Below are 23,169 nucleotides of genomic sequence, written 5' to 3' on the forward strand. Positions count from 1 at the left end.
CCCTTCAGGCCAAAGGCAGCAACCACGCTGACGCCCAGTTCGTAGCGTCTTTGGGCGACGGCATTCGAGCTTGCAACGCCCCCTACCCCTCGTTCAACCGCTCCCAGAAGATCGCCAGATGCCGCTGCACGATCTCGGCATGGCGCCCGCTCTCGCGCAACCGGGCCAGCCCCGCGTTGATCCGGTAGAGATGGGTCGTGCCGCGCCAGTGGCTCTTGGAAATCACCACATGCAGCGTGTCGCGCGAGAGCGGCCGCTCAAGCGGCACAACCTGCCCGCGCAGCCCCATCGAGACCACCTTTGACGCGCCCAGAAACACGTCAACGGCCACCGCGTCCACATCCCCCGCCATCAGCGCCGCGAAACAGGCCTCGGGGCCCTCGGGCTGCACCAGCGTCACCACCCCCTGCGACAGCCAGCGCCGGTCGGCACGATCCAGATCATGCGTCGCCTCGCCCGCCGGTCGGCAGAGCCGCACGCCTGACACATCGGCATCGCTCTCGTATGTGAGCGGGCTGTCCGCGCGCTTGAACAGCATGATCGGCAGGTCGATCAGCGGCTCGGAAAAATGAAACCCGGAGCAGCGGAGATCATCGGGGCTGCTGGCGCAATCGGGCTTGAGCCAGGGAAACCCCATGTCATGACGTTTCTCCGACAGGATCGGGCTAAGGTGCCGAGACCGGTCATCCTCCCACACAATCTCGTAGGGCACGGGCGACGGGGCCATTTCCAGCGCCGCGTTGACCAGTTCCGTCACCAGCCCGCCGCCGGGCCAGGTGCGGTCGGTGAAAGGCGCGAAATTGCCACCCGTCAACAGGGTCATCTCCGCGCCCTTCTGCACCAGCGGCGTGGGGTCGGGGCGCGTCTCCTCGGCCGGACAGGGGATCTCGATCTCGGTGCCGGGCGCCAGTGTCTCGACCTGCCCGACAAGCGCGCGCTGATTGGCATAGTAGATCAGCGTCCACAGGTCGTCGTTCTCGTAATGCGCCGCCGCGACCGAACGCAGCGTGTCGCCCGGCTGCACACGATAGGTCACGTCGCAGAGCGCCAGCGCCGCCCCCGGCAGCGCCAGCAAGATGAGGGCACCAAGCGCCGCAAACCTGTCCGCGCGCCTCACCTCAGAACTCCGCCCAGACGCGGCTCATATGCGCGTCGATGATCTGCCGGTAGGTGCCGTCGGTCTTGATCTTCGCCAGCCCCTCTTCGAATACCGCCAGAAGCGCGGGGCCATCGGGGTGCGACTTGTGCACCACCATGTGATTGCCGTCGATCGAGATGGGCTGCCCTTGTGCCACCACCACACGATCCTGAAGTCCCATTTCCTTGATCTTGCCGCGCCCGAGGAATTCGTTGAGCACGACGCCATCCACCGCGCCCTCCGTCAGAAGCCGCAGGCAGTCTCCGGGCGAGGCGGGCTGTTTGAGGGTGATCGCCCCGGATTTGAGCCAGTTGCGCCCCTGCTGATCGAAGATATAGGTGGAATAGCCCGCCGGACGGCAGAGCACCTTGCCCGCCAGATCGGCATCGGTGTTGAAGGCAAACGGGCGGCTCTTGTCGACAAAGAGCAGCATCAGCACCTCGAACATCGAGTCCGAGAAGAGCAGGTTGGCACAGCGATAGGTCTCGGGGTCGGCGGCGCAATCGGGCTTGAACCACGGAAAGCCGATATCGAGCAGCGCATTGGACAAGAGCGGCTCGTGATGCGCGGCCCAGTCATCGACCCAGTGGATCGCAAAACCCTGCGGCGGGTTGGCGGCCTCCATCGCGGCCTGAACCACCTCGGCCAGAATGCCGCCATTGGGCATGGCCTTGTCGGTGAAGGGCCAGAAATCACCACCTGTCAAAATGTTGATCTTGCGCCGGGTGGCGGCATTCCCGGCCGCCACGACCAGCGGCGCGGGGACCTGTGCCTGTGTCGCCGCCGCAGGCAGCGGTGCGCCCCCCGCAAGGCCCGAGGGCAGCCCGTCGATGCAACGCAACCGAAGCCGCATCCCCACGCGGATATTGTTCGGGTTCGGACCGATGGCGTCGATATTGGCCGAATGGATCGCGGTCCACTTGCCCGCATCCTTGTATTGGCTGTCCGCGATCAGCGACAGGCTGTCGCCACGTTGCACGGTATACTCGCCCCCGCAGGTCTGCGCCTGCACCGCCCCGCCGAAAACAGCCCCGCCAAAAAAAGACAGAGAGGGCCAAAAGACCCCCACAAATAGAGCTTCGCATCGTACATACCCCCAGATAATGCGGTCACTAAAACGGTGCGAGAGAGATTCGGTCAAGCCCCTTCCTGCTCGGCCCCCATCCATGCCGCAAGGCGGCGAGGCAAAGAGGCGTCGGCGCAACAGCCCGGACGCGTATTCCCAAACCGGGACCGATGGCGATACGCGGCAATCCGACCGGATCAATAGGCCTGCGTCTTGCGGATCCTGGTCATCCGCCCCTCTTCGGCAATGGCACCGCCGAGGGTTGTCACCCCCTTGTCGCGCAGAAGCCCCAGCATCCGCACGAATACCTCTGCCGTGGCCACCGTGTCGCCCATGGCGGTATGGCGCGCCTCCGGCGGAATGGTGATGCCGAAGCGCGCGCACAGCGCATCGAGCGTGTGTTGTCCGGTGTGGTCAAACAGCCCCGCCGACATCAGAACGGTGCAGAGCACCGGATTGTCGAAGCGACGCCCGATTACCGGCTCCTTTAGGCGCAGAAAGGCCAGATCGAAGGGCGCGTTATGCGCGACCAGAACCGCGCCCTGACAGAAATCGTGGAACCGCTGGCCCACGTCGCGGATATCGGGCGCGCCCTCGACCATGGCATCGGTAATGTGGTGCACGCGGGTCGAGGCGGGCGGGATCGGGCGGCCCGGATTGACCAGCGCATCGAAGGTTTCGCCGCGCAGGATGCGCCCGTTGACGATGCGCAGTCCGGCGATCTGCACGATCTCGTCGCCGCCGCGCGGCGACAGGCCCGTGGTCTCGGTGTCAAAGACGACAAAGCTCAGGTCGGACAGGGCGCGCGCGGCCATCTCGGCGCTCGGGGCGGCGGGCAGGTTGAAATCGTAGAATTCGGGCCGCGCGTCACCGGGGGCAAGCGGCGCGCTGGCCGTGGGCAGCGGCAGCACGATCCGGTGCGCGGTGCCCTGTCCCTCGGCCCAGATCGTGGTCTGATGCGCGTCGAGCGCGTCGCGGCCCGAGTAATGCCCGTAGGCGGGCGAGAGCGGCGCAGACAGCCAGCCCATGATCTCGCCATCGGTGGCAACCTCGCCCTGCCAGCCAAGGATGAGCCGCGTTTCGGTGCCGTCCGTTTCGGCGGCGAGGGTGAAGCCCGCGCGCGTGCCGCTTTCGCCCAGCCGTTCGATCAACCGCGCGAACAGCGTCGCCATGGCAAAGCCGTCGCAGGCCACCATGGCATCGGTGGCCATGGCGGAGACGCTCAGCGCCTCGCGCGCGCGCACCGCGTCAAAGATATGGCTGGCCGCCACGGCAGAGACCGGCCAGCGACGCGAGGTGGCGGCGGCCTGTTCGTTCGCCATGCTGTCGATGACCTTGAAGAGCCGTGTGACCTCCTCGGAGATGCCCTTGCGAAAGCCCGCACGCGCCTCGGGGGGCAGGTCCGCGCCGGTTTCCAGCACATCGAGCAGTGCCGCGATGGTGCCCGAGGGGCGCCGCACACCTTCGAGCAGGGTGTTGAAAAGATGCGCCTGCTCGGCATGGGCGCGCAGATCGTCGGTGGCGTCCCGGAAGATCAGCACATGGCCCGACAGTTCCTCATCCGACAGGATCGGGGTGACACGGCCCTGAAGGAACCGCTTGCCATCGGTGGAGGCGGCGAGAAACGTCTCGGCACTGGCGCGGCCCGCAATGCGCGCCTCTTCCAGCCGGCGCAGCGCGTCGGTCACCGGCTCGGGACGCAGCACCGCGTCAAGCGGCCGGTCAAGCCCGATCTGCGGCAAAAGCTCCTGCGCCATGCGGTTGTAGAGCATCACCCGGTTGTCGGGCGTGGCCACCACGGCACCTTCGCCCAGATCGCGGAAGAGCGCCTCGAACAGCGCCTTCTCGCGGGCGATGCGGGCGGTCTCGCGCTCGACCGCGCGTTGCCGCGCGGCGCGCGCCTCCGCAAGTGCGGCGTTGATCGCATTGGCGGCGGGGGCCAGCGTGCTGAGATGCCTGGCCTGGCTTTCGTCGATCTGCAAATCCACATCGGCGCGCGCGCGGGTGGTCAGATCCGAGGCCAGCGCCAGAATGGGCTTGGCCACGTTCTCATCAAAAAGAAGCCCGATCCAGGCCGACAGACCCAGCACGCCCAGACCGGCGATCATACCGCCAATCACGAAACCGTCGACAGGCCCGCCACCGCGCTGATGCCCGAACCAGAGCGCCGCACCGATCAGCACCGCCCCGCCCAGACCAAGCGCCGCGAAGAAAAGCGCGAAGCGCAGCCGTAGGCCGAGGCGCTTTGTCAACCGCTCGATCATGCACCGTCATCCAGAAGCGCACAGACCTTTTGCGTGAGATCAGCGGTCGAGAACGGCTTGGTCATGAACGCGTCGGCCCCCACGGCCATGCCCTTGCGCCGCTCCATCTCGCCGCCGCCGGCCGTGATCATCAGAACCTTGACGCCTTGCAATCCCGCATCGCGGCGGATGAGCTGGCAGACCTCGTAACCCGATTTGCCGGGCAGCATCACGTCCAGCACAACCAGATCCGGGCGTTCCTCGGCCAGTGCTGTCATCGCGTCGGTGCCGCTGGCCACGCGGCGCAGGGCATAGCCCGCGCGCCCGATCAGATGGGTGAGCGCAAGGGCGATATTGTCCTCGTCCTCGACGAGCAGAACGGTCTTTTGCGGCATCGCGGGCCTCCTCTCCCGGTCAGGATGTGCACAGTGCCTCCAAAAGCGGATCATCCTCCGGCGCGCTCCTCCAAGCGGCCTGAGACAGATCGGCAAGCGCGGCCTCGGAGACCTCGGCGCGCGCCCGGTTGGGGCAATCGACAAGTTGCGGCAGTCGCGCGGGCGGGTTCCAGCGCGCGAACAGATAGACATCGGCCAGAAGCACGCCGGGTGCCTCCGGGTTGCTCTGCACCCCCGCGCGGTCAAGCGCCATGAAGCGCGTGACCTGCGGCACGACAAGGGTCCAGGGCTTCCACGGGCGGGTCTCGGGGATTTCCACCAGCACCTCCACCCCCTCGGGCAAGGCGCCTGCGGTCCGCGCGGCCCAGCTGTATTCCGACCAGATCGCATAGGCGAGCATGGCCAGACCGGCCGCCGCCGGCGCGGTATAGCGCGGCAGCCTGCCCCCGGTCAGATGCGCCAGGGCAACAATCGCAGCGGCAGCCCCGATGCCCGCGGCAAAGGTCGCGATCAGTTCGAAAAACATGTCAGCTCAGCACCCCTCGGGATTGTCCCACGGCCGATTGCATCGTCTTGATGACCATGAAGGCGTCGCGCAGGTGATTGCGCTCCAGATCCGACATGTCGGCGGGGTTCATGAAATTGTCAGGCGCGTCGCCGCGCAGGATCTGCGCCGCCTGATGGCGTAGCCGGGTTTCGGCAATGAGGTCGTAGGCGTCAAGCAGATCATGCGCGCCGCTTTCCGAGACGACCCCCGCCGCGCGCCCCGCCTCGATCCGGTCGCGCGTGCCCGCCGCCTCGATCGCACCCAGAAGCGCGTAGATGCGCCCCAGATCGACCACCGGCACGACGCCGGAATGCTTGAGGTCGATGGTGTTCTTGTGCTCACCCGAGCGGATCAGCGCAAAGCCCCGGAAGAGGCCCAGAGGCACCGTATGCTTGAGCGAATTGGCGATCATGTGGGCGACGAAGATCGAATTCCTGCGCGCCGCCGTGAGCACCTCGGTCTGGAGGTTCTCGAACAGCGCCGTCTCGCCCGAGATGGGACGCAGGTCGAACATGACCGACGCCAGCATCTGCGCCTGATTGTCGGGCTGCGCAATCCAGCCCGCGAAATATTTGCGCCACACCCGGCGCGGCTGTCGCCAGCGCGGGTTGGTGGCCATCATGTCGCCGGGGCAGTAGAAAAAGCCGCAGGTATCCAGCCCGTCGCTGACATATTTCGCCAGCGCGGCGAAATAGCCGTCATGCCTGTCCGCGTCAAAGGCGTCGTCAAGGATCAGGCAATTGTCCTGATCGCTGATGCCGGTCTGCTCGCGCCGCCCCTGAGAGCCACACGCGGCCCAGAGCCAGGGCACCGGCGCGGGGCCCAGTTCGGTCTCGGCCAACCGCAAAAGCCGCCGTGTGATCGCATCGGTGATATCGGTGATGCGGCGGGTGATCGAGGCGGGCTTCACCCCCGCCCGCACGAGTTGCGCCAGAAGGCCGGGCACGCGGTCCATGACATGCGCCATGTCCTCGGCCGATCCGGCCCCGGCGATATCGGCAACCATATGGCTTGCGGTCGCGGCCTGCTGACGGAAGAGATCGGTCTTGCCGATCATCCCCACCACACGCCCGCCCTGCGCCACCGGCAGGTGATTGACGCCCAGTTCGGCAAGTTTCATCAGCGCATCGAGACCCAGTTGCGTCGGCGCGATGGTCACCGGGTCCGGCGTCATCACCTGCGCCACGGGGATCTCGCCCGACAGCCCCTCGGCCAGCACCTTGTTGGTGAGATCGTGGCTGGTGATGATGCCCGCCAGTCGCGTCCCCTCCATCACCACCACGGAGGAGATGACATGCGCGCGCATCAGGCGCGCCACATCGGTGATGGTGGCCTCGGGCGCGCAGGTAATGGGCGTCTTGGCCATCAGGTCCGAGACCTGAAGCGCCGTCAGCCCGGTGGCATAAGGCCCGTCATCGGTATGGCGGAGCGGGCGCGCGCGGGCGAACCATTGCTCGAGCGCCGGCACCTCATCGATCAGCCGCAGGAACCAGTCCGCGGGCACCATGATGACCTGCGTCGCCTCGACCGCGCGCGCGGTGAGTTGCGCCCTGCCGTCGCGCAGCAATCCGCGCTCCCCCATCATGTCGCCGGGTCCGCGCCGGGAAACCGGCTCGCTGCCGCTGGTGACGATATCAAGCGCGCCGCTCTCGACCAGATAGAACCCCTTCAGCACGTCGCCGGTAGCAAACAGCACCTCGCCCGCCGCAAGCCGGACACGGGTCAGCTCCGGGGCCAACCCGGCGCGCAGTCCTTCGGAGAGCGCATCGAACGGCACGTTGCGGCACAGCGCGGTAATGGGCGTCGGCTCGGGTTTGGCCATCGCGGGTGGCTCCCTCCTGCGGGTTTTGGAAAAGGACCTAAAAGCGCCCGGTCTTACCGGAAATATCGGCGGGCTGAGAAAAGCAGGGGCGACAGATGCCGCCCCCGCCATTTGGTTCAGTGACCCGTGGCCGCACCGGCACCGCGCGGGATACGCACGCTTTCGACAAGGTCCTGGATTTCCTTCGGCGGTTCTGCCGTCATGCTCGACACCAGATAGGCCACGCCAAAGTTCAAGAGCGCACCGATCGGGCCGAAATGCGTCGGCGGGATACCGAAGAGGTATTGATCCGGCGTCAGCATGTTCGTTCCGGGGACGAAGAACCAGCCCAGGAAGAGGAACAGGTAAAGCGTCGTCGAGATCAGACCGGCCAGCATACCGGCCGTCGCGCCCGCCGAGTTGATGCGCTTGGAGAAGATGCCCATCATCAGCGTCGGGAAGAGCGAGGCCGCCGCCAGACCGAAGGCCAGCGCCACCACCTGGGCGGCAAAGCCCGGCGGGTTCAGACCCAGATAGGTCGCCACCACGATCGCCACCGACATCGAGATACGGGCGGCCAGAAGCTCGCCTTTTTCCGAAATACCGGGATTGATCGTCGATTTGATCAGGTCGTGGCTGATGGCCGAGGAGATGGCCAGCAGAAGACCGGCAGCCGTCGAAAGCGCCGCGGCAATACCACCGGCGGCGATCAGCGCGATCACCCAGCCCGGAAGCCCGGCAATTTCGGGGTTGGCCAGCACGAGGATGTCACGGTTGAAGGTGACAAGCTCGTTGCCCTCCCAGCCACGCTCGGCGGCAAGCGCCACCATGGCTTCGGACTTTTCGTTGTAGTACTGGATCTTGCCGTCGCCGTTCTTGTCCTCGACACCCAGCAGACCGGTCACGCTCCAGGTCTCGAACCAGTCGGGCAGGTCTTCGACCGCAACGGCCTCGCCCTGCACGCCCTGCGGCCACATGGTGGTCATGATGTTCAGGCGCGCCATCGCACCCACTGCCGGAGCGGTGAGATACAGAAGCGCGATGAACACCAGCGCCCAACCCGCCGACCAGCGCGCATCAGCCACGCGCGGCACGGTGAAGAAGCGGATGATCACGTGCGGAAGGCCCGCGGTGCCGATCATCAGCGACAGGGTGAAGAGCGCCATCAGCCAGGGGCTGGAACCGGAGGTGTACTCGTTGAAGCCCAGATCGTTGAGCAGCCCGTCAAGCGTCACCAGAAGGTGCTGCCCGGAAGCGGTATGCTCGGAGAACATGCCAATCTGCGGCAGGAACACGCCGGTCAGTTGCAGCGAGATGAAGATCGCCGGGATGGTATAGGCGACGATCAGCACGCAGTATTGCGCCACCTGCGTGTAGGTGATGCCCTTCATCCCGCCAAGCACGGCGTAGACGAAAACCACCGCCGACGCGATCAAGAGGCCCGTGGTGTTGTCCACCTCCAGAAAGCGCGAGAACGCCACACCGGCACCGGCCATCTGACCGATCACATAGGTGACCGACATGGTGATGAGCGCGACAACGGCCACCACGCGGGCGGTGTTGCTGTAGAAGCGATCACCCACGAATTCCGGCACGGTGTATTTGCCGAACTTGCGCAGGTAGGGCGCAAGCAGCATGGCCATGAGAACATAGCCGCCCGTCCAGCCCATCAGGAAGGTGGAGTTGTTGTAGCCCACGAAGGCGATGAGACCCGCCATCGAGATGAACGAGGCCGCCGACATCCAGTCGGCCGCCGTGGCCATGCCGTTGATCACCGGATTCACGCCGCGACCCGCAGCGTAGAATTCGGCGGTCGATCCCGCGCGGGCCCAGATCGCGATGCCGAAATAGAGCGCGAAGCTCAGGCCCACGACGATGATGTTGAGTGTCGTTTGATCCATGTCTTGCCCCCCTTACTCTTCAACGCCGTGTTCGGCATCAAGCTTGTTCATGCGCCACGCGTAGTTGAAGATCAGTATCAGAAATACGATGATCGAACCTTGCTGGGCGAACCAGAAGCCCAGATCGGTGCCGCCAACAGCGATCCCCGAGACCAGCGGGCGCAGCAGGATGCCGAACCCGAATGATGCGAGGGCCCAGACCACCAGGCTCCATGTGATGAGACGCAGATTGGCTTTCCAATATGCATTAGCAGAGTCTTGATCGGACAAGGCATGTCCTCCCTTTGTCATGGTTTCCTCCTGGCCCGCACCGGCACATGCCGGAACGGGCTTTCCCTTACGCGACCGTCTTGCGGACGATCACGTTCAGCGCTTGCGAAACGGCCTCGATCTCGGCCATCGCATCGACGCGGGCAAGCACACCCTTCGCGTCGTAATAGTCGATCAGGGGTGCTGTCTGCGCGTGATAGGCGCGCAGGCGTTGCTCCACTGTCTCGGCATTGTCATCGGCGCGCCGTGTCATCTCGGTCGCCCCGCATTTGTCGCAGACCCCCGCAACGGCAGGCGTCTTGAACGTGTCGTGATACCCCTCACCACACCCGGCGCAGGTGTAGCGGCCCGCAATGCGTGCCACCATTGCCGCGTCATCCACCTCGAGGCTGATCGCCGCGCCGATGCTCTGCCCGGTCTCGGCCATCAGCGTATCAAGCGCCGCCGCCTGCACCGTGGTGCGCGGAAAGCCGTCAAGGATGACGCCCCTGGCGCAATCGGGTTCGGCCAGGCGGTCGCGCAGGATGGCGATGACGATCTCGTCGGAGACCAGATCGCCCGCCTCCATCACCGCTTTGGCCTCATTGCCGGCCTCGGTGCCCGCCGCCACAGCGGCGCGCAGCAGGTCACCGGTCGAAAGCTGCACAAGGCCGAAGCCGTCTTCCAGCATCCGCGCCTGCGTGCCCTTGCCCGCGCCCGGAGGCCCGAGCAGGACAAGGTTCACGGTGCCCTGTGCGGTGTCGGTTCCGTCCATATCCACGATCCCCCTCAGGCGTTCGCGCGATTGGCGATGAGGTCATCGACAACCGACGGATCAGCCAGCGTCGAGGTATCGCCCAGAGCGCCGTAATCGTTCTCGGCGATCTTGCGCAGGATGCGGCGCATGATCTTGCCCGAGCGGGTTTTCGGCAGGCCCGGCGCCCATTGGATCACGTCCGGCTTGGCGATGGGGCCGATTTCCTGGCGCACCCAGTTCTGCAATTCGGTGCGCAGCGCATCGGTGGCCTCGACCCCGTCCATGAGCGTGACATAGCAATAGATGCCCTGCCCCTTGATGTCATGCGGATAGCCGACAACGGCGGCCTCGGACACGGTGGCATGGGCAACAAGCGCCGATTCAACTTCTGCCGTGCCCATCCGGTGCCCGGAGACGTTGATCACGTCATCGACGCGGCCAGTGATCCAGTAATCGCCATCCGCGTCGCGGCGGCACCCATCGCCCGAGAAATAGTAGCCCTTGAACATCTCGAAATAGGTCTGCTTGAAGCGGTCGTGATCGCCCCAGATGGTGCGCATCTGCCCCGGCCAGCTATCCTTGAGCGCCAGAACGCCCTCGACCGCGCCCTCCAGCTCGTTGCCCTTGTCGTCGAGCACAACGGGCTGCACGCCGAAGAACGGCTTGGTGGCGGAACCCGGCTTGGGCGTGTCCACCACACCCGGCAACGGGGTGATCAGGATGCCGCCCGTCTCGGTCTGCCACCATGTATCAACGATGGGGCAGCGGCCCTTGCCGACGTTTTCGTTATACCAGTTCCAGGCCTCGGGGTTGATCGGCTCGCCAACCGAGCCGAGCAGGCGCAGGCTCGACAGGTCCGACCCTTCGACCGGCGCGGTGCCCTTGCCCATCAGCGCGCGAATGGCGGTGGGGGCGGTGTAGAACTGCGTCACCTTGTGTTTCTCGCAGACCTGCCAGAAACGGCCCGCGTCAGGCCAGGTCGGCACGCCTTCAAACATCAGCGTGGTCGCGCCATTGGCCAGCGGGCCGTAGACGATATAGCTGTGGCCCGTGACCCAGCCCACATCGGCGGTGCACCAGTAGATATCGCCCTCGTGATAATCAAAGATGTATTCATGCGTCATCGACGCATAGACGAGATACCCGCCGGTGGTGTGCACCACGCCCTTGGGCATGCCGGTGGAGCCGGAGGTGTAGAGGATGAAGAGCGGATCCTCGGCGCCCATTTCCTCGGGCGGGCAATCGGCGCTGACCTTTTCGGCCTCTTCATGCCACCAGAAATCCAGATCACGCCGCCACGCCACCTGACCGCCGGTGCGCTTGACCACCAGGCATTTCACATCCCGCGTATCGTGAAGCAGCGCCTGGTTGACATTGTCCTTGAGCTTGGTTGCGCGGCCCCCGCGCGGGGCGTGATCGGCGGTGATGACCACCTTGGCATCGCAGCCGTTGATCCGCGCGCCAAGCGCGTCGGGCGAGAAACCCGCGAAAACGATGGAATGGATCGCGCCGATCCGCGCGCAGGCCAGCATCGCATAGGCGGCCTCGGGGATCATCGGCATGTAGATCACGACGCGGTCGCCCTTGGCCACGCCCATGGATTTGAGCACATTGGCCATGCGGCAGGTCTGGGCGTGCAACTCGCGATAGGTGATGTGCAGCGCCTCATCCTCGGGGCTGTCAGGTTCCCAGATGATCGCGGTCTGATCGCCGCGCGTGGCCAGATGCCGATCAATACAGTTGGCAGACACGTTCAGCGTGCCATCCTCGAACCATTTGATCGAGACGCTGTCATAGTCGTAAGAGGTGTTTTTCACCTTGGTGTAGGGCTTGATCCAATCGATCCGCTTTCCCTGCTCGCGCCAGAACCCCTCGGGGTCACGAATCGATTCGGCATACATGCGCGCATAGGTCTCGGCGTCGATGTGAAACCCTTTTGTGCCCGCAGCAGCAACAGTATCGGCCATATCCGAAAATCCTCCATCCCTTGTGTGAGTGCGACCATAGCCGCATCTCCGAACATCTCCCAAGAGCAACTTTATTTCAAACGGGACGAAAAATTAACAGCTTGCTGCTAGCTGGCGTAATTCCTGTGAAAATTTGAAACGGACAAGTGGAGTATATTGTAAATATATTTACAACAGCATCCGTGGCACGACTCGGCCCGTGCGCCGGACACCGGCGCTGACCAGCGCCGCTTCGCGCTTGAGCCGCCCCGCCTCGATGGCGTCAAGCCGGGCCAGCGCGCGCGCCTCGTCTCCGCCTGATTCGCGCAGCACCCGCCCCCAGAGCCGCCGCGCCGAGCGCGCCGACCAAGGCAGCGCGGCCTGCGCCAGCCAGCGCCGCAGGGGCGGTGGCAGCCGGTCGAACTCTGCCAGCCCCCGCGCCGGACCGCGCCGCGCCAACGGACTGCGCAGGTTAGCCATGCCCCGCCGCCAGCGGATAGAGCACAAGCAAGAGCCGCACCCCGCCGCCGCCCGAGAGCGGCGGCGAGCGGTGGACAAGGTCCGCAGGCGCATCCCCCGGCCAGAGCGAGCCTCGAAATATCCCCACATCACCGGTCGCCATGTGCCGGATCCCTGTCGGCATCCCACCCGCCGGGGCGCGCCCGTATTCAGTGCCCGCCCCGCGATAGCTGCACAAAAGCCGCGCCGTCACCCGGTCGAGATGGAATTTGCGGCAGGCGTCGTCGCGCACCACCTCAAGCCGCAGATGCAGCGCCTCGACCGCCACGATCCGACCGAGAAGACGCGCAAGCGTCGCCACATCCTCGCACAGAAGCTGCCGCCCCGCGCCATTGGCCAGCCCCGCCGCCGCGCAGGCCGCTGCCGCAACCATGCCCGCGCACCGCACCGTGCAGGCCTGCCGGATTGCCGGAAGCTGTGCCTCGGGCAGATCGTCGAGCCAGCGCGCAAGGCCCGGATCGCGTCCGCGCGTCCAGATCGCCGCCGCCTGTCCCGGCTCCGCAATGTGCCCGAGAACCTCTGCCGTGCGGCCAAGGGCGACGCCCGTCGCGCGCGGCTCTGCCAGCCCCGCCACGGGCTCAGGCTGCCGCCCGCTGCCAGCGCGGGAACGGGTCGGGCAGGCCGCGCAGGGCCTTGGGGTCGAACCGGCTATCGGATCCCGTGAGCGCCGCATCAAGCGCCGCCGTGATCGCCGCGCGGTCCATGTTCGAGCCGATGAACACCAGTTCCTGCCGCCGGTCGCCGAAGGGCTCGGCCCAGTGGCGTTTGACATAGGCGCGCGCCTGCGGATGTTCGGGCCAGCGCGCCTCGGGCACCGCCGCCCACCAGGTGCCCATGGGGGCCACCTTGCTCAGCACGCCCGCCATGCTGAATTCGGCCACCCAATCGGGGCGCGTGGCCAGCCAGAAATGCCCCTTGGCGCGGATCACGCCGGGCAGCGGGCCATTGAGCACCGCATGAACCCGCGCCGGATCGAACGGCCGCCGCGCGCGATAGACGAACGAGGTGATGCCATATTCCTCTGTCTCGGGCACGTGGTCGGCAAAACCGTAAAGTTCCTTGGCCCAGAGCGGGTGATCGTGGGCGGTCTCGAAATCGAAAAGGCCAGTGTCAAATATCGCGGCCTGATCGACGCGGGCGAAATCGGTCTCGATCACGCGGGCGTCGGGATTGAGCGCGGCGATGATCGCGCGCGCCACATCGCGGCGGGCGGGGCCTGCATCGCTGACCTTGTTGAGCACGATCACATCGGCAAATTCGATCTGATCGACCAGCAGATCGACCAGCGTGCGGGTGTCGCCCTCCTCCGCCACCGCGTCACGATCCGACAGGAAATCATGGCTGGAATAATTCTCGAGCAGGTTGACCGCATCGACCACCGTCACCATCGTGTCGAGCCGCGCGATATCGGACAGGCTCTCGCCCGCCTCGTCGCGGAACTCGAATGTGGTGGCCACGGGCATCGGCTCGGACACGCCGGTGGATTCGATCAGCAGGTAGTCAAACCGCCCCTCGCCCGCGAGGCGGCGCACCTCCTTGAGCAGATCGTCACGCAGGGTGCAGCAGATGCAGCCATTCGACATCTCGACCAGCGTCTCGTCGGTGTGGCTGAGACCGGCACCACCGGCGCGCACAAGATCGGCGTCGATGTTCACCTCGGACATGTCATTCACGATCACCGCCACGCGGCGGCCTTCGCGGTTGTTGAGCACATGGTTGAGCAGCGTCGTCTTTCCCGCCCCGAGAAACCCCGAAAGCACGGTCACGGGCAGGCGGGACTCAGTGGGTTGCATGGCGGCCTCGGCTTGCGGGATTTTATGTAATGATATTACATTGCTATTTCTCCAGAACGCAAGCCACTTCATTCGGACCCCCACCGGAGAACATTTCGACCGCAGCCGCTACCTCTGGCAGGCGCGGGCCATGCCCCGAAAAGAAATGCTGCACCGCAGCATGAACCGTGCTATAGAGCGGGCGACCCCTGAAAGGACTCACATCGTGCATCCGCTGGCCCACCTTCACCTGACCAACATCATCGCCCCCAGCCTCGAGCTTTTCGCCGAGGCGCAGATGGTCGTCACCATGCGTCTGGCCGGCCTGGCGGGGCTCTGGCCCGTCGGGACCGACGAAACCCACCGCATGATCGCCGAGAAAGGCCCGGCGCTGATGAATGCGGCAGCCGAAGCCGGGACCGCCGCGCTTGGCGGGCAGCGTCTTGACGAGATCCTGCTTGCTGCCATCACCCTGCTCACGGGGATCGCGCGCGACAACCGGCGGCGCCTCTGCGCCACTCGGGCCTGAGATCACCGCAAGAAGACGCGCAGATTGACCTTGCACGCAGCGGCAAAAGCCCCATCCTTTCGCCAAGAAGGAGGCCCGATGCCCTACGCCCATTCCGACAAGACCGAGGCCGTGCTGAACAATCCCGCGCCCGATCTGCGCGCGCGCGAAAAGCTTGAAGGTGGCCGGCGGTTTGTCCTGCATACCGAATTTCAGCCCGCCGGCGACCAGCCAACCGCCATTGCGGAACTGAGCACGGGCATCCGGGACGGCGAGCGCGATCAGGTGCTTCTGGGTGCCACCGGCACCGGCAAGACCTTCACCATGGCCAAGGTGATCGAAGAGACGCAGCGCCCCGCCATCATCCTTGCCCCCAACAAGACACTGGCAGCGCAGCTTTACGGCGAGTTCAAGGGGTTCTTTCCCGAAAACGCGGTCGAGTATTTCGTGAGCTATTACGACTATTACCAGCCCGAGGCCTATGTCGCCCGCAGCGACACCTATATCGAGAAGGAATCCCAGATCAACGAACAGATCGACCGGATGCGCCACTCGGCCACGCGCGCGCTTCTGGAACGCGATGACGTGATCATCGTGGCCTCGGTGTCGTGCATCTACGGCATCGGCTCGGTCGAGACCTACGGCGCGATGACGCAGGATCTGAAGGTTGGCGACAGCTATGACCAGCGCCAGATCATGGCCGATCTGGTGGCGCAGCAATATCGCCGCAACGATCAGGCTTTCCAGCGCGGCTCTTTCCGGGTGCGCGGTGACAGCGTCGAGATTTTCCCCGCCCACCTCGAGGATCGCGCCTGGCGGCTCAGCTTCTTCGGCGAGGAGTTGGAAAGCATCACCGAGTTTGATCCGCTGACCGGCGAGAAGACCGACAGCTTCGAGAAAATCCGCGTCTATGCCAATTCGCATTACGTGACGCCCAAACCCACGATGCAGCAGGCCATTCAGGGCATCAAGCGCGAGCTTCGCCAGCGGCTTGACCAGTTGGTGAACGAGGGCAAGCTTCTGGAGGCGCAGCGGCTGGAACAGCGCACCAATTTCGATCTGGAGATGCTGGAGGCAACCGGTGTCTGCAACGGGATCGAGAACTATTCGCGTTATCTGACGGGCCGCGCCCCCGGAGAGCCGCCCCCCACCCTCTTTGAGTTCATCCCCGACAATGCCATCGTCTTTGCGGACGAATCCCACGTCTCGGTGCCCCAGATCGGCGGCATGTACAAAGGCGACTACCGGCGCAAGTTCACCCTTGCCGAGCACGGCTTTCGCCTGCCCTCCTGCATGGACAACCGCCCTCTCAAGTTCGAGGAATGGGACGCCATGCGCCCGCAAAGCGTGTTCGTCTCCGCCACCCCCGCCAAATGGGAGATCGAGCAAACGGGGGGCGTCTTTACCGAACAGGTGATCCGCCCCACCGGCCTTCTCGATCCGCAGGTCGAGATCCGGCCCGTGGAGACGCAGGTGGATGATCTTCTGGACGAGGTGCGCCGCGTGGCGGCCGATGGCTACCGGGTTCTTGTCACCACGCTGACCAAGCGCATGGCCGAGGACCTGACCGAATACCTGCATGAACAGGGCATCCGCGTGCGCTACATGCATAGTGACATCGACACCATCGAGCGGATCGAGATCCTGCGCGACCTGCGCCTTGGTGCCTTCGACGTGCTGATCGGCATCAACCTTTTGCGCGAGGGGCTGGATATCCCCGAATGTGGCCTCGTTGCCATTCTCGACGCCGACAAGGAGGGGTTCCTGCGCTCCGAAACCTCGCTGATCCAGACCATCGGGCGGGCGGCGCGCAACGCCGAGGGGCGCGTGATCATGTATGCCGACCGCATCACCGGCTCGATGGAGCGCGCCCTGGCCGAGACCGACCGCCGCCGCGCCAAGCAGATCGCCTATAACGAGGCGCATGGCATCACCCCCGCCACCATCCGCAAGAATGTCGATGACATCCTGCAAGGGCTCTACAAGGGCGACGTGGACATGAACCGCGTGACGGCAAAGGTCGACAAACCGCTTGTGGGGGCCAACCTGCAAGCGGTGCTGGATGGGCTGCGCACCGATATGCGCAAGGCGGCCGAGAACCTCGAATTCGAAGAGGCGGCGCGTTTGCGCGACGAGGTCAAGCGGCTGGAGGCGGTGGAACTGGCCGTGGCCGACGACCCGTTGGCGCGCCAGCAGGCGGTGGAAAAGGCGAGCGACGCCGCCGTTGGGTCGCGTGGACGCTCCACGGCAGGACGACCGGGACAGCGCGGTGGGAATGTGAAGCGGCGGAAAAAAGGGTAGCGCCACTTCCCTGCGCTTCTTATATTCAGCGCATGGATGAAAGGCTTCAAAATCTGATGGAACGGGCAGAGACCTGTCTCGACGCGCCTTCGCGCGCGACGTTGGCCGAAATCGTGGACGGGTTCATTGCTACCCACGCCGGCCCTCAGGATTTTACCCCGCAAGAGCTTGCCCATGTGCGAAAGATAGGCACGGAGCCCTTCGTGCCCGCCGACCCGCAGGCGCTGACCTCTCTTTTCGGTCGGCGTGGGTGATCCGCTCTGGTCAGCCCGTGCGCTGGCCAGCCTGACCGCGCAGGACGACTATCTGCGCCCCCTCAACCCGGTCGCCGCTGACGCGGTGCTCTCCGAGATCGAGGAGGTTGCGCACCTGATCGTTGAGTTCCCGCAAATGGGGCGCCGCATCGACGGCACCGGCCTGCGCTACCATGTGACCGGGCGCTACCGCTACCGCGTGATTTACAGGGTGCGCGGGAAGCGGGTGGAAATCGTCGAGGTCTTGCACGCGAGGCGAGGGTGAGTGACCTGCCCCTTTTCTCAGGGCCACTCATGAATAGAGCCTGTTCTTCTTTTGTGTGCCATCATTCGGCGGCGCGGCAACAGGCAGTGGAGAAGGCGAGCGACGCCGCCGTAGGGTCGCGCGGGTGGTCAACGGCAGGACGGCCGGGGCAAAGGGGCGGGAATGTGAAGCGGCGGGGGAAGGGGTAGCGGCGCGTATTCTCTTTGCCTCTGTTTCCGGTATCCATACCCGCCCTCTGTCCGGGTGTCCGTCGCTCAGGCCTCGAAAAGATCGCTCTGCCCCTTGGGCCCCGGCGCTTCCAGCCCCAGATGCCGCCACGTCGCCTGCGTCAGCATCCGGCCGCGCGGGGTGCGCTGGATGAGACCCTGCTGCAAGAGGAACGGCTCGATCACCTCTTCCAGCGCGTCGCGGCTTTCGGACAAAGCCGCCGACAGCGTCTCGATCCCCACCGGCCCGCCGCCATAAGCCTCGGCAATGAGGCGCAGATAGCGCCGGTCGGCCCCATCCAGCCCCAGGTGATCCACCCCCAGCCGGGTCAGTGAGCTATCGGCCAGCGCGCGACTGATCCGCCCGCCGCCCTCGACCACCGCGAAATCCACCACCCGGCGCAAGAGGCGGCCCGCGATGCGCGGCGTGCCGCGCGCGCGGCGCGCAATCTCGCGCGCGCCGTCATCCTCGGTGGGAATGTTCAGAAGCCGCGCGTTGCGGGTGACGATCTCGTGCAACTCGTCGATCTCGTAGAATTGCAGCCGCGTCGGGATGCCGAACCGGTCGCGCAAGGGCGTCGTGAGCAGTCCCAGCCGCGTCGTCGCCCCCACCAGCGTGAAGGGCTGCAACTCGATCCGCACGGTGCGCGCGGCGGGGCCGGAGCCGATCACAAGATCAAGCTCGAAATCCTCCATCGCCGGGTAAAGCACCTCCTCCACCGCCGGGTTGAGGCGGTGGATTTCATCAATGAAGAGCACATCGTTGCGCTCCAGATTGGTGAGGATCGCCGCCAGATCGCCGGCCTTGGCCAGCACCGGCCCCGAGGTCATGCGAAACCCCACCCCCAGTTCGCGCGCCATGATCTGCGCCAGCGTCGTCTTGCCCAGACCGGGAGGGCCGTGAAAGAGCGTGTGATCCATCGCCTCGCCGCGCTGCCGCGCCGATTGGATGAAGACCGCCAGATTGGCCCGCGCCTCGCGCTGCCCGATGAATTCGGACAGGGCCTGAGGCCGCAAGCTGCGGTCAAGGTCTTCGGGCAGGGGATCGGGGCGCAAGGTCGGGTCGGGTTCGGTCATGTCCTACCCTTTCGGTGCCAGAAGCCGCAGCGCGGCGCGGATCAGCGCCGTCGTGTCGGCCTGCCCGTCCGCGCCCGCGGCTTGCGCCACGGCACCCGCCGCCTCGCCGGGGGCGTAGCCCAGATTTGTGAGGGCCGAGAGCGCCTCGGCCTGCGCGCCGGGGCTGGGCGGGGCCACCATAGTGGGCGCGGGGGCCGTCTCGATCACCGCATCCTCTACGCCTGCCTCTGGCGCTGCCGTGGGGGCCATCTCCCCCATCGCCATCACCGCGGGGGCCTTGTCCTTCAACTCGTTGACCACCCGCTGCGCGGTCTTGGCACCGATGCCCTTGGCCGCCGTCACCGAATGCCAGTCCCCCAGCGTGATCGCGCGGCTCACACCGTCGGGGCCGAGCGCGCCCAGAATGGCGAGAGAGGCCTTGGCCCCCACCCCTTGCACGCTCATCAGCAGGCGGTGCCATTCCTTTTCCACCAGCGTCGGAAAGCCGAAGAGCTGCAACAGGTCCTCGCGCACCAGCAGATCGGTATAAAGGGCCGCCATGCCGCCCACGCCCGGAAGGGCTGCCAGCGTGCGCTCCGAGCAATGCACGATATAGCCCACGCCGCGCACGTCGATCAGCACATGATCCGCCCCGCGCCAGTCGATCCGCCCGGCAATACGCCCGATCATGCCACCGCCCGCCCGGTGTGACGCCCGTAATGCGCATGGCAGATCGCCACCGCCAGCGCATCCGCCGCGTCGGGGCCTGCCAGCACCACGCCGGGAAGCTGCACCTTGACCATATGCGCCACCTGCTCCTTGGCGGCGTGACCCACGCCCACCACGGTCTTTTTCACCCGGTTGGGCGAATATTCCCCCACCGTCAGCCCGTATTGCGCGGGCACCAGAAGCGCCACGCCCCGCGCCTGCCCCAGCTTGAGCGTGCCCGCCCCGTCCTTGTTGACGAACGTCTGCTCGATCGCCGCCGCCTCTGGCGCAAACCGCTGCACGATATCCGTCAACTGTTCATAGAGAGACAGGAGCCGCGCGCCCAGATCGTCGCCCGAGGAATGGCACACGCCATTGGCAATATGGCTCAGACGGCTGCCCGTCACCTCGATCATGCCCCAGCCGAGATTGCGCAATCCGGGGTCGATGCCCAATACCCTCATACCGCATGCCCTGCCCTGTTTTTCCCCAACTAGCACGAAACAGGAACAAACGCCAAGCGGAATGCGCGCGGACCCGCCCTCGAGCCTTGCGAAAATCGCATAAGGACTATGCAGGAACGCCCGCTTGCGGAACGGGTATCCTCCCATTAGGTCCCGTGCAGCAACGGAAATCTCCGATACTGTTATTCCAAGGAACGAAACCCATGGCCCTGCTTGACACCACCCGCGCGCCTGCGCACAGCCTTGCCACCCCCGGCCTTTTCGCGCGCCTTCTCGGCACGTTTCTGTCGTGGAACGACCGCCGCGCCACGCGCAAGGCGCTCGCCCGTCTGAGCGACCGCGAGCTTGACGATATCGGCCTCTGCCGGGGCGATATCGACGCCATCGCGCGCCGGTTCTGAACCGCGCTCCATGGCACGCAAAAGCCCTGCCCGGCCAAGGCCGCGCAGGGCTTTTTCCTGTCTCGTGCCGACGTTACCGCAAAAGAGGCGAAAGGTAGCCGGCGATCATTCCGGTCAAGGGGTCGGGGCGCATGACATAGGCACCGACCTGCTCCATCGCATTGCCCTCGGCCAGCAGGCCAATGCGTTCTTCGTAGGTCGCCCCGCCCAGATGCGCCAGCACCACCGCCTTGAAGAAGGCAAACCCGAGGACGAGATAGAGAAGGCCACGCAGGGGGATCGCGGGCAGGCGGCGCTTGGGCCTGAACTCGATCAACCCGTCGTCACGCACCTTGCCCATGTAGCCACGCGCGAGGCGGGCACGTTTGAGGTCGATCCGGCGGACCCGCTTGGCGAAACCGTGGTGAATGTCAGCCATGGCAACAATCCTGTATCGCAGCCCCCACCGTGATGCGTCAGTCATAAGGTCGAATTGTGGCATGATCAAGGCAAGCGGCGCGATTGAGGCCAGTTTTCGACTTATTTTCAATGGTTTTTAGACATAGTCAGCGTCGACCAGTCACCAATTCTTGCGTGATGGTCAAGACTGTTTCCAAGCCCTGAATAAACGCCGATCACCTCTTCGGCCTGCTCGTTCAGCAGGCCCGACAGAATCACCTTCCCACCCAGTCTCAGGCTCTCGGTGATGCCCGGTGCCAGCGCCATCAGGGGCCCCTTGAGGATATTGGCGAAGATCAGATCATACGGCGCACCGGCACGCAACGCGGGATGCGCCAGCCCCTCGGCCTCGAACACGCGCACCCGGGTGCCAAGCCCGTTCGCCGCCACATTCACTTCCGCCACCTCGACCGCCACCGCGTCGATATCCGATGCCAGCATCTCACCGGGCCAAATCTTCGCCGCAGCGATCGCCAGAACGGCCGTGCCACAGCCCAGATCGAGCACCGAGCGCCCGACAAAGCCCGCGCTCGCCAGCCGGTCGAGCGCCTGAAGACAGCCCAGCGTCGTGCCGTGATGCCCGGTGCCAAAGGCCATCGACGCCTCGATCAAGAGCGGCTCCACCCCTTCCGGCACACGGTCCGCATCGTGACTGCCATAGACAAAGAACCGCCCTGCCACGACCGGGCTGAGATCGCGCCGCACCTTGGCCACCCAGTCCACCTCCGGCAGTTCCGATACGGTAAAGGGCCGCGCGTCATGCGCCGCCGCCAGAAGGTCGAGCGCGACCGCATCGGGTGTGGCCTCGAAATAGCCCCCTATCTCCCACAGGCCCGATCCGTCCTCCATCTCGAAACAGCCCACGCCCGTGGGCTCGGGCACCATGTCCTCCAGCGCCAGCGCCAGCGCCTCGGCACGGGTCTTGTCGTCAAGCGTGGTCAGCGCGGTCCATGTCGGCATGTGCAGTCCTTCGAATTACTCGGCAGGGGCAGGAACGAAGCGCGAGAACACCGTCTCATTGCCCGGCTCCGGGTGACGCGGGATCATCAGCGCCAGAACCAGCGACACGCAAGCCATGCCCGCCGCCAGCAGGAACACGCCCGCAGGCGCAACAAGCCAGACATAGCCCAGCGCCGCAGGCAGGAACACCGCCGCGATATGGTTGATGGTAAAGGCCACGGCGGCGGTGGGGGCGATGTCACCGGGATCGGCGATCTTCTGGAAATATGTCTTCAGCGCCAGCGCCAGCGAGAACAGGATGTGATCCACCACATAAAGCGTCGCCGCCATCAGCACGCCCCAGCCAAACAGGTAAATCCCGCCATAGGCCAGAAACACCAGCATAAGCCCGACATATTCGACCGTCAGGGTGTTGCGCTCGCCAAAACGGAACACGGCGCGCCCCATCAGCGGGGCCGCCACGATGTTGATCACGAGGTTGATCATGAATAGCGCCGTCACCTCATGCACGTCAAAGCCGAATTTCTCGACCATCATGAAGCCGGCGAACACGATGAAGATCTGCCGCCGCGCACCGGACATGAATTGCAGCGCGTAATAAAGCCAGTAGCGCCGCCGCAGCACCATCTTCTTGACCTGCGGATTGGGGGCCTCGAACCGCGGATAGGCGAAGAAACAGAACACCGCCACCAGCGCGGTAAACCCGCCCGACACCATGTAGACAAGGTTGTAGCTCAGATCGAAGGCCCGCCATGTCACCACGATGAGCGCATAGGCCACAAGCGTTGCGCCGGACCCGGCGGCCAGAAGCCAGCCCAGCATCTGCGGCGCGCGCAGCTTGTCGAGCCATTGCAGTTGCAGCGACTGATTTACCGTCTCGAAATAGTGAAAGCCGATGGAACTGAGCATGGTGATCGTCAAAATCCCGCCCAGTGTCGGGAAATGCGCCGTGAGCGCCGTCGCCACGCCAAGCAACAACAGGGAGATCAGAGCCAGCACCTGCTCATGCATCAGAATAATCAGCGCGATCACCCCAATGGCAAGGAATCCGGGGATTTCCCGCACCGTGTGCAGCCAGCCGATATCGGAGCCGTCAAACCCCGCCACCTCGATCACGAAATTGTTCAGAAGCGCCGACCAGGTGGCAAAGGCCACCGGCATCGCGGCGGCCATCAGGAACAAAAGCGTGACCGGACGCCGCCAGAAAGGCAGCGATTTGGCATCGGCAAGGGGAAACTGACGGCTCATGCCCATTCTCATACGCCCGAGGCGCG

The 23,169-nt window shown here is 65.2% G+C and carries 24 protein-coding genes; 5 read left to right on the forward strand and 19 right to left on the reverse strand.

From position 1 onward, the window contains the following. Nucleotides 1-82: 82 nt before the first annotated feature. The 13 genes from ABIE57_RS05225 to ABIE57_RS05285 all read right to left on the reverse strand — a co-directional run bounded on the left by ABIE57_RS05225 (nucleotide 83) and on the right by ABIE57_RS05285 (nucleotide 14,355). Nucleotides 83-1,117 carry a transporter substrate-binding domain-containing protein gene (locus tag ABIE57_RS05225; protein ID WP_354537954.1) on the reverse strand — a complete coding sequence of 345 codons (1,035 nt, stop codon included), beginning with the start codon at nucleotides 1,115-1,117 and terminating at the stop codon, nucleotides 83-85. Nucleotide 1,118: 1 nt separating this feature from the next. Beyond that, nucleotides 1,119-2,150, reverse strand: coding sequence for a LysM peptidoglycan-binding domain-containing protein (locus ABIE57_RS05230; protein ID WP_354537955.1), 1,032 nt, complete (start codon nucleotides 2,148-2,150; stop codon nucleotides 1,119-1,121). Nucleotides 2,151-2,401: 251 nt separating this feature from the next. Continuing rightward, nucleotides 2,402-4,468, reverse strand: coding sequence for an exonuclease domain-containing protein (locus ABIE57_RS05235; RefSeq protein WP_354537956.1), 2,067 nt, complete (start codon nucleotides 4,466-4,468; stop codon nucleotides 2,402-2,404). Continuing rightward, on the reverse strand, nucleotides 4,465-4,842 hold the full coding sequence (locus ABIE57_RS05240) for a response regulator transcription factor (RefSeq protein ID WP_354537957.1): 378 nt from the start codon (nucleotides 4,840-4,842) through the stop codon (nucleotides 4,465-4,467). The genes ABIE57_RS05235 and ABIE57_RS05240 overlap by 4 nt, the downstream gene beginning before the upstream one ends. A gap of 19 nt (nucleotides 4,843-4,861) precedes the next feature. Further along, complete coding sequence (locus ABIE57_RS05245) at nucleotides 4,862-5,368, reverse strand: hypothetical protein (RefSeq protein WP_354537958.1); 507 nt, start codon at nucleotides 5,366-5,368, stop codon at nucleotides 4,862-4,864. A 1-nt stretch (nucleotide 5,369) separates the two neighbouring features. After that, nucleotides 5,370-7,211: a DUF294 nucleotidyltransferase-like domain-containing protein gene (locus ABIE57_RS05250; protein ID WP_354537959.1), complete on the reverse strand. Its 1,842-nt coding sequence runs from the start codon at nucleotides 7,209-7,211 to the stop codon at nucleotides 5,370-5,372. A gap of 116 nt (nucleotides 7,212-7,327) precedes the next feature. Beyond that, nucleotides 7,328-9,091 carry a sodium:solute symporter family protein gene (locus tag ABIE57_RS05255; RefSeq protein ID WP_354537960.1) on the reverse strand — a complete coding sequence of 588 codons (1,764 nt, stop codon included), beginning with the start codon at nucleotides 9,089-9,091 and terminating at the stop codon, nucleotides 7,328-7,330. Nucleotides 9,092-9,103: 12 nt separating this feature from the next. Then, complete coding sequence (locus ABIE57_RS05260) at nucleotides 9,104-9,382, reverse strand: DUF4212 domain-containing protein (RefSeq protein WP_354537961.1); 279 nt, start codon at nucleotides 9,380-9,382, stop codon at nucleotides 9,104-9,106. Between the two features lie 46 nt (nucleotides 9,383-9,428). After that, on the reverse strand, nucleotides 9,429-10,115 hold the full coding sequence (locus tag ABIE57_RS05265; RefSeq protein ID WP_354537962.1) for an adenylate kinase: 687 nt from the start codon (nucleotides 10,113-10,115) through the stop codon (nucleotides 9,429-9,431). A gap of 14 nt (nucleotides 10,116-10,129) precedes the next feature. Next, nucleotides 10,130-12,064: an acetate--CoA ligase gene (acs, locus tag ABIE57_RS05270; RefSeq protein ID WP_354537963.1), complete on the reverse strand. Its 1,935-nt coding sequence runs from the start codon at nucleotides 12,062-12,064 to the stop codon at nucleotides 10,130-10,132. 168 nt (nucleotides 12,065-12,232) lie between these two features. Beyond that, nucleotides 12,233-12,523, reverse strand: coding sequence for a DUF6525 family protein (locus tag ABIE57_RS05275; RefSeq protein WP_354537964.1), 291 nt, complete (start codon nucleotides 12,521-12,523; stop codon nucleotides 12,233-12,235). Continuing rightward, nucleotides 12,516-13,136: a DUF1826 domain-containing protein gene (locus tag ABIE57_RS05280; RefSeq protein WP_354537965.1), complete on the reverse strand. Its 621-nt coding sequence runs from the start codon at nucleotides 13,134-13,136 to the stop codon at nucleotides 12,516-12,518. Before ABIE57_RS05280 ends, ABIE57_RS05275 begins: the two co-directional genes overlap by 8 nt. 4 nt (nucleotides 13,137-13,140) lie before the next feature. Next, nucleotides 13,141-14,355, reverse strand: a complete 1,215-nt coding sequence (locus ABIE57_RS05285) for a GTP-binding protein (RefSeq protein WP_354537966.1) — start codon at nucleotides 14,353-14,355, stop codon at nucleotides 13,141-13,143. Nucleotides 14,356-14,395: 40 nt separating this feature from the next. Here ABIE57_RS05285 and ABIE57_RS05290 point away from each other — a divergent pair, with 40 nt between their 5' ends. The 4 genes from ABIE57_RS05290 to ABIE57_RS05305 all read left to right on the forward strand — a co-directional run bounded on the left by ABIE57_RS05290 (nucleotide 14,396) and on the right by ABIE57_RS05305 (nucleotide 17,662). Continuing rightward, a complete protein-coding gene (locus ABIE57_RS05290; protein WP_354537967.1) occupies nucleotides 14,396-14,863 on the forward strand; it encodes a hypothetical protein in 468 nt (155 codons plus the stop codon). Nucleotides 14,864-14,941: 78 nt separating this feature from the next. Further along, a complete protein-coding gene (gene uvrB, locus ABIE57_RS05295; RefSeq protein WP_354537968.1) occupies nucleotides 14,942-17,143 on the forward strand; it encodes an excinuclease ABC subunit UvrB in 2,202 nt (733 codons plus the stop codon). 56 nt (nucleotides 17,144-17,199) lie between these two features. Further along, complete coding sequence (locus ABIE57_RS05300; RefSeq protein WP_354537969.1) at nucleotides 17,200-17,397, forward strand: hypothetical protein; 198 nt, start codon at nucleotides 17,200-17,202, stop codon at nucleotides 17,395-17,397. Beyond that, a complete protein-coding gene (locus tag ABIE57_RS05305) occupies nucleotides 17,390-17,662 on the forward strand; it encodes a type II toxin-antitoxin system RelE/ParE family toxin (protein ID WP_354537970.1) in 273 nt (90 codons plus the stop codon). Before ABIE57_RS05300 ends, ABIE57_RS05305 begins: the two co-directional genes overlap by 8 nt. Before the next feature lie 254 nt (nucleotides 17,663-17,916). Here the strand turns inward: ABIE57_RS05305 and ruvB are convergent, their stop codons facing one another. The 3 genes from ruvB to ruvC are packed head-to-tail and all read right to left on the reverse strand — an operon-like array spanning nucleotide 17,917 to nucleotide 20,096. Next, nucleotides 17,917-18,945, reverse strand: coding sequence for a Holliday junction branch migration DNA helicase RuvB (gene ruvB / locus ABIE57_RS05310; protein ID WP_354537971.1), 1,029 nt, complete (start codon nucleotides 18,943-18,945; stop codon nucleotides 17,917-17,919). Between the two features lie 3 nt (nucleotides 18,946-18,948). Next, entirely contained in the window at nucleotides 18,949-19,614 is a 666-nt protein-coding gene (ruvA, locus tag ABIE57_RS05315) for a Holliday junction branch migration protein RuvA (RefSeq protein ID WP_354537972.1), read from the reverse strand. Then, nucleotides 19,611-20,096 carry a crossover junction endodeoxyribonuclease RuvC gene (gene ruvC / locus ABIE57_RS05320; RefSeq protein WP_354537973.1) on the reverse strand — a complete coding sequence of 162 codons (486 nt, stop codon included), beginning with the start codon at nucleotides 20,094-20,096 and terminating at the stop codon, nucleotides 19,611-19,613. Before ruvC ends, ruvA begins: the two co-directional genes overlap by 4 nt. Before the next feature lie 203 nt (nucleotides 20,097-20,299). On the opposite strand from ruvC, the gene ABIE57_RS05325 reads away from it, so the two are divergent. Beyond that, nucleotides 20,300-20,497: a DUF1127 domain-containing protein gene (locus ABIE57_RS05325; protein ID WP_354537974.1), complete on the forward strand. Its 198-nt coding sequence runs from the start codon at nucleotides 20,300-20,302 to the stop codon at nucleotides 20,495-20,497. Nucleotides 20,498-20,570: 73 nt separating this feature from the next. Here the strand turns inward: ABIE57_RS05325 and ABIE57_RS05330 are convergent, their stop codons facing one another. From ABIE57_RS05330 to ABIE57_RS05340, 3 genes are all read right to left on the reverse strand, one after another. Next, nucleotides 20,571-20,915 carry a hypothetical protein gene (locus ABIE57_RS05330; RefSeq protein ID WP_354537975.1) on the reverse strand — a complete coding sequence of 115 codons (345 nt, stop codon included), beginning with the start codon at nucleotides 20,913-20,915 and terminating at the stop codon, nucleotides 20,571-20,573. Nucleotides 20,916-21,022: 107 nt separating this feature from the next. Then, entirely contained in the window at nucleotides 21,023-21,895 is an 873-nt protein-coding gene (locus ABIE57_RS05335) for a 50S ribosomal protein L11 methyltransferase (protein WP_354537976.1), read from the reverse strand. A gap of 15 nt (nucleotides 21,896-21,910) precedes the next feature. Then, entirely contained in the window at nucleotides 21,911-23,143 is a 1,233-nt protein-coding gene (locus ABIE57_RS05340) for an MFS transporter (protein ID WP_354537977.1), read from the reverse strand. Nucleotides 23,144-23,169 lie beyond the last annotated feature (26 nt).

It is taken from the genome of Roseovarius sp. MBR-6 (assembly GCF_040547525.1).
In the GTDB taxonomy this organism is placed as follows: domain Bacteria; phylum Pseudomonadota; class Alphaproteobacteria; order Rhodobacterales; family Rhodobacteraceae; genus Roseovarius.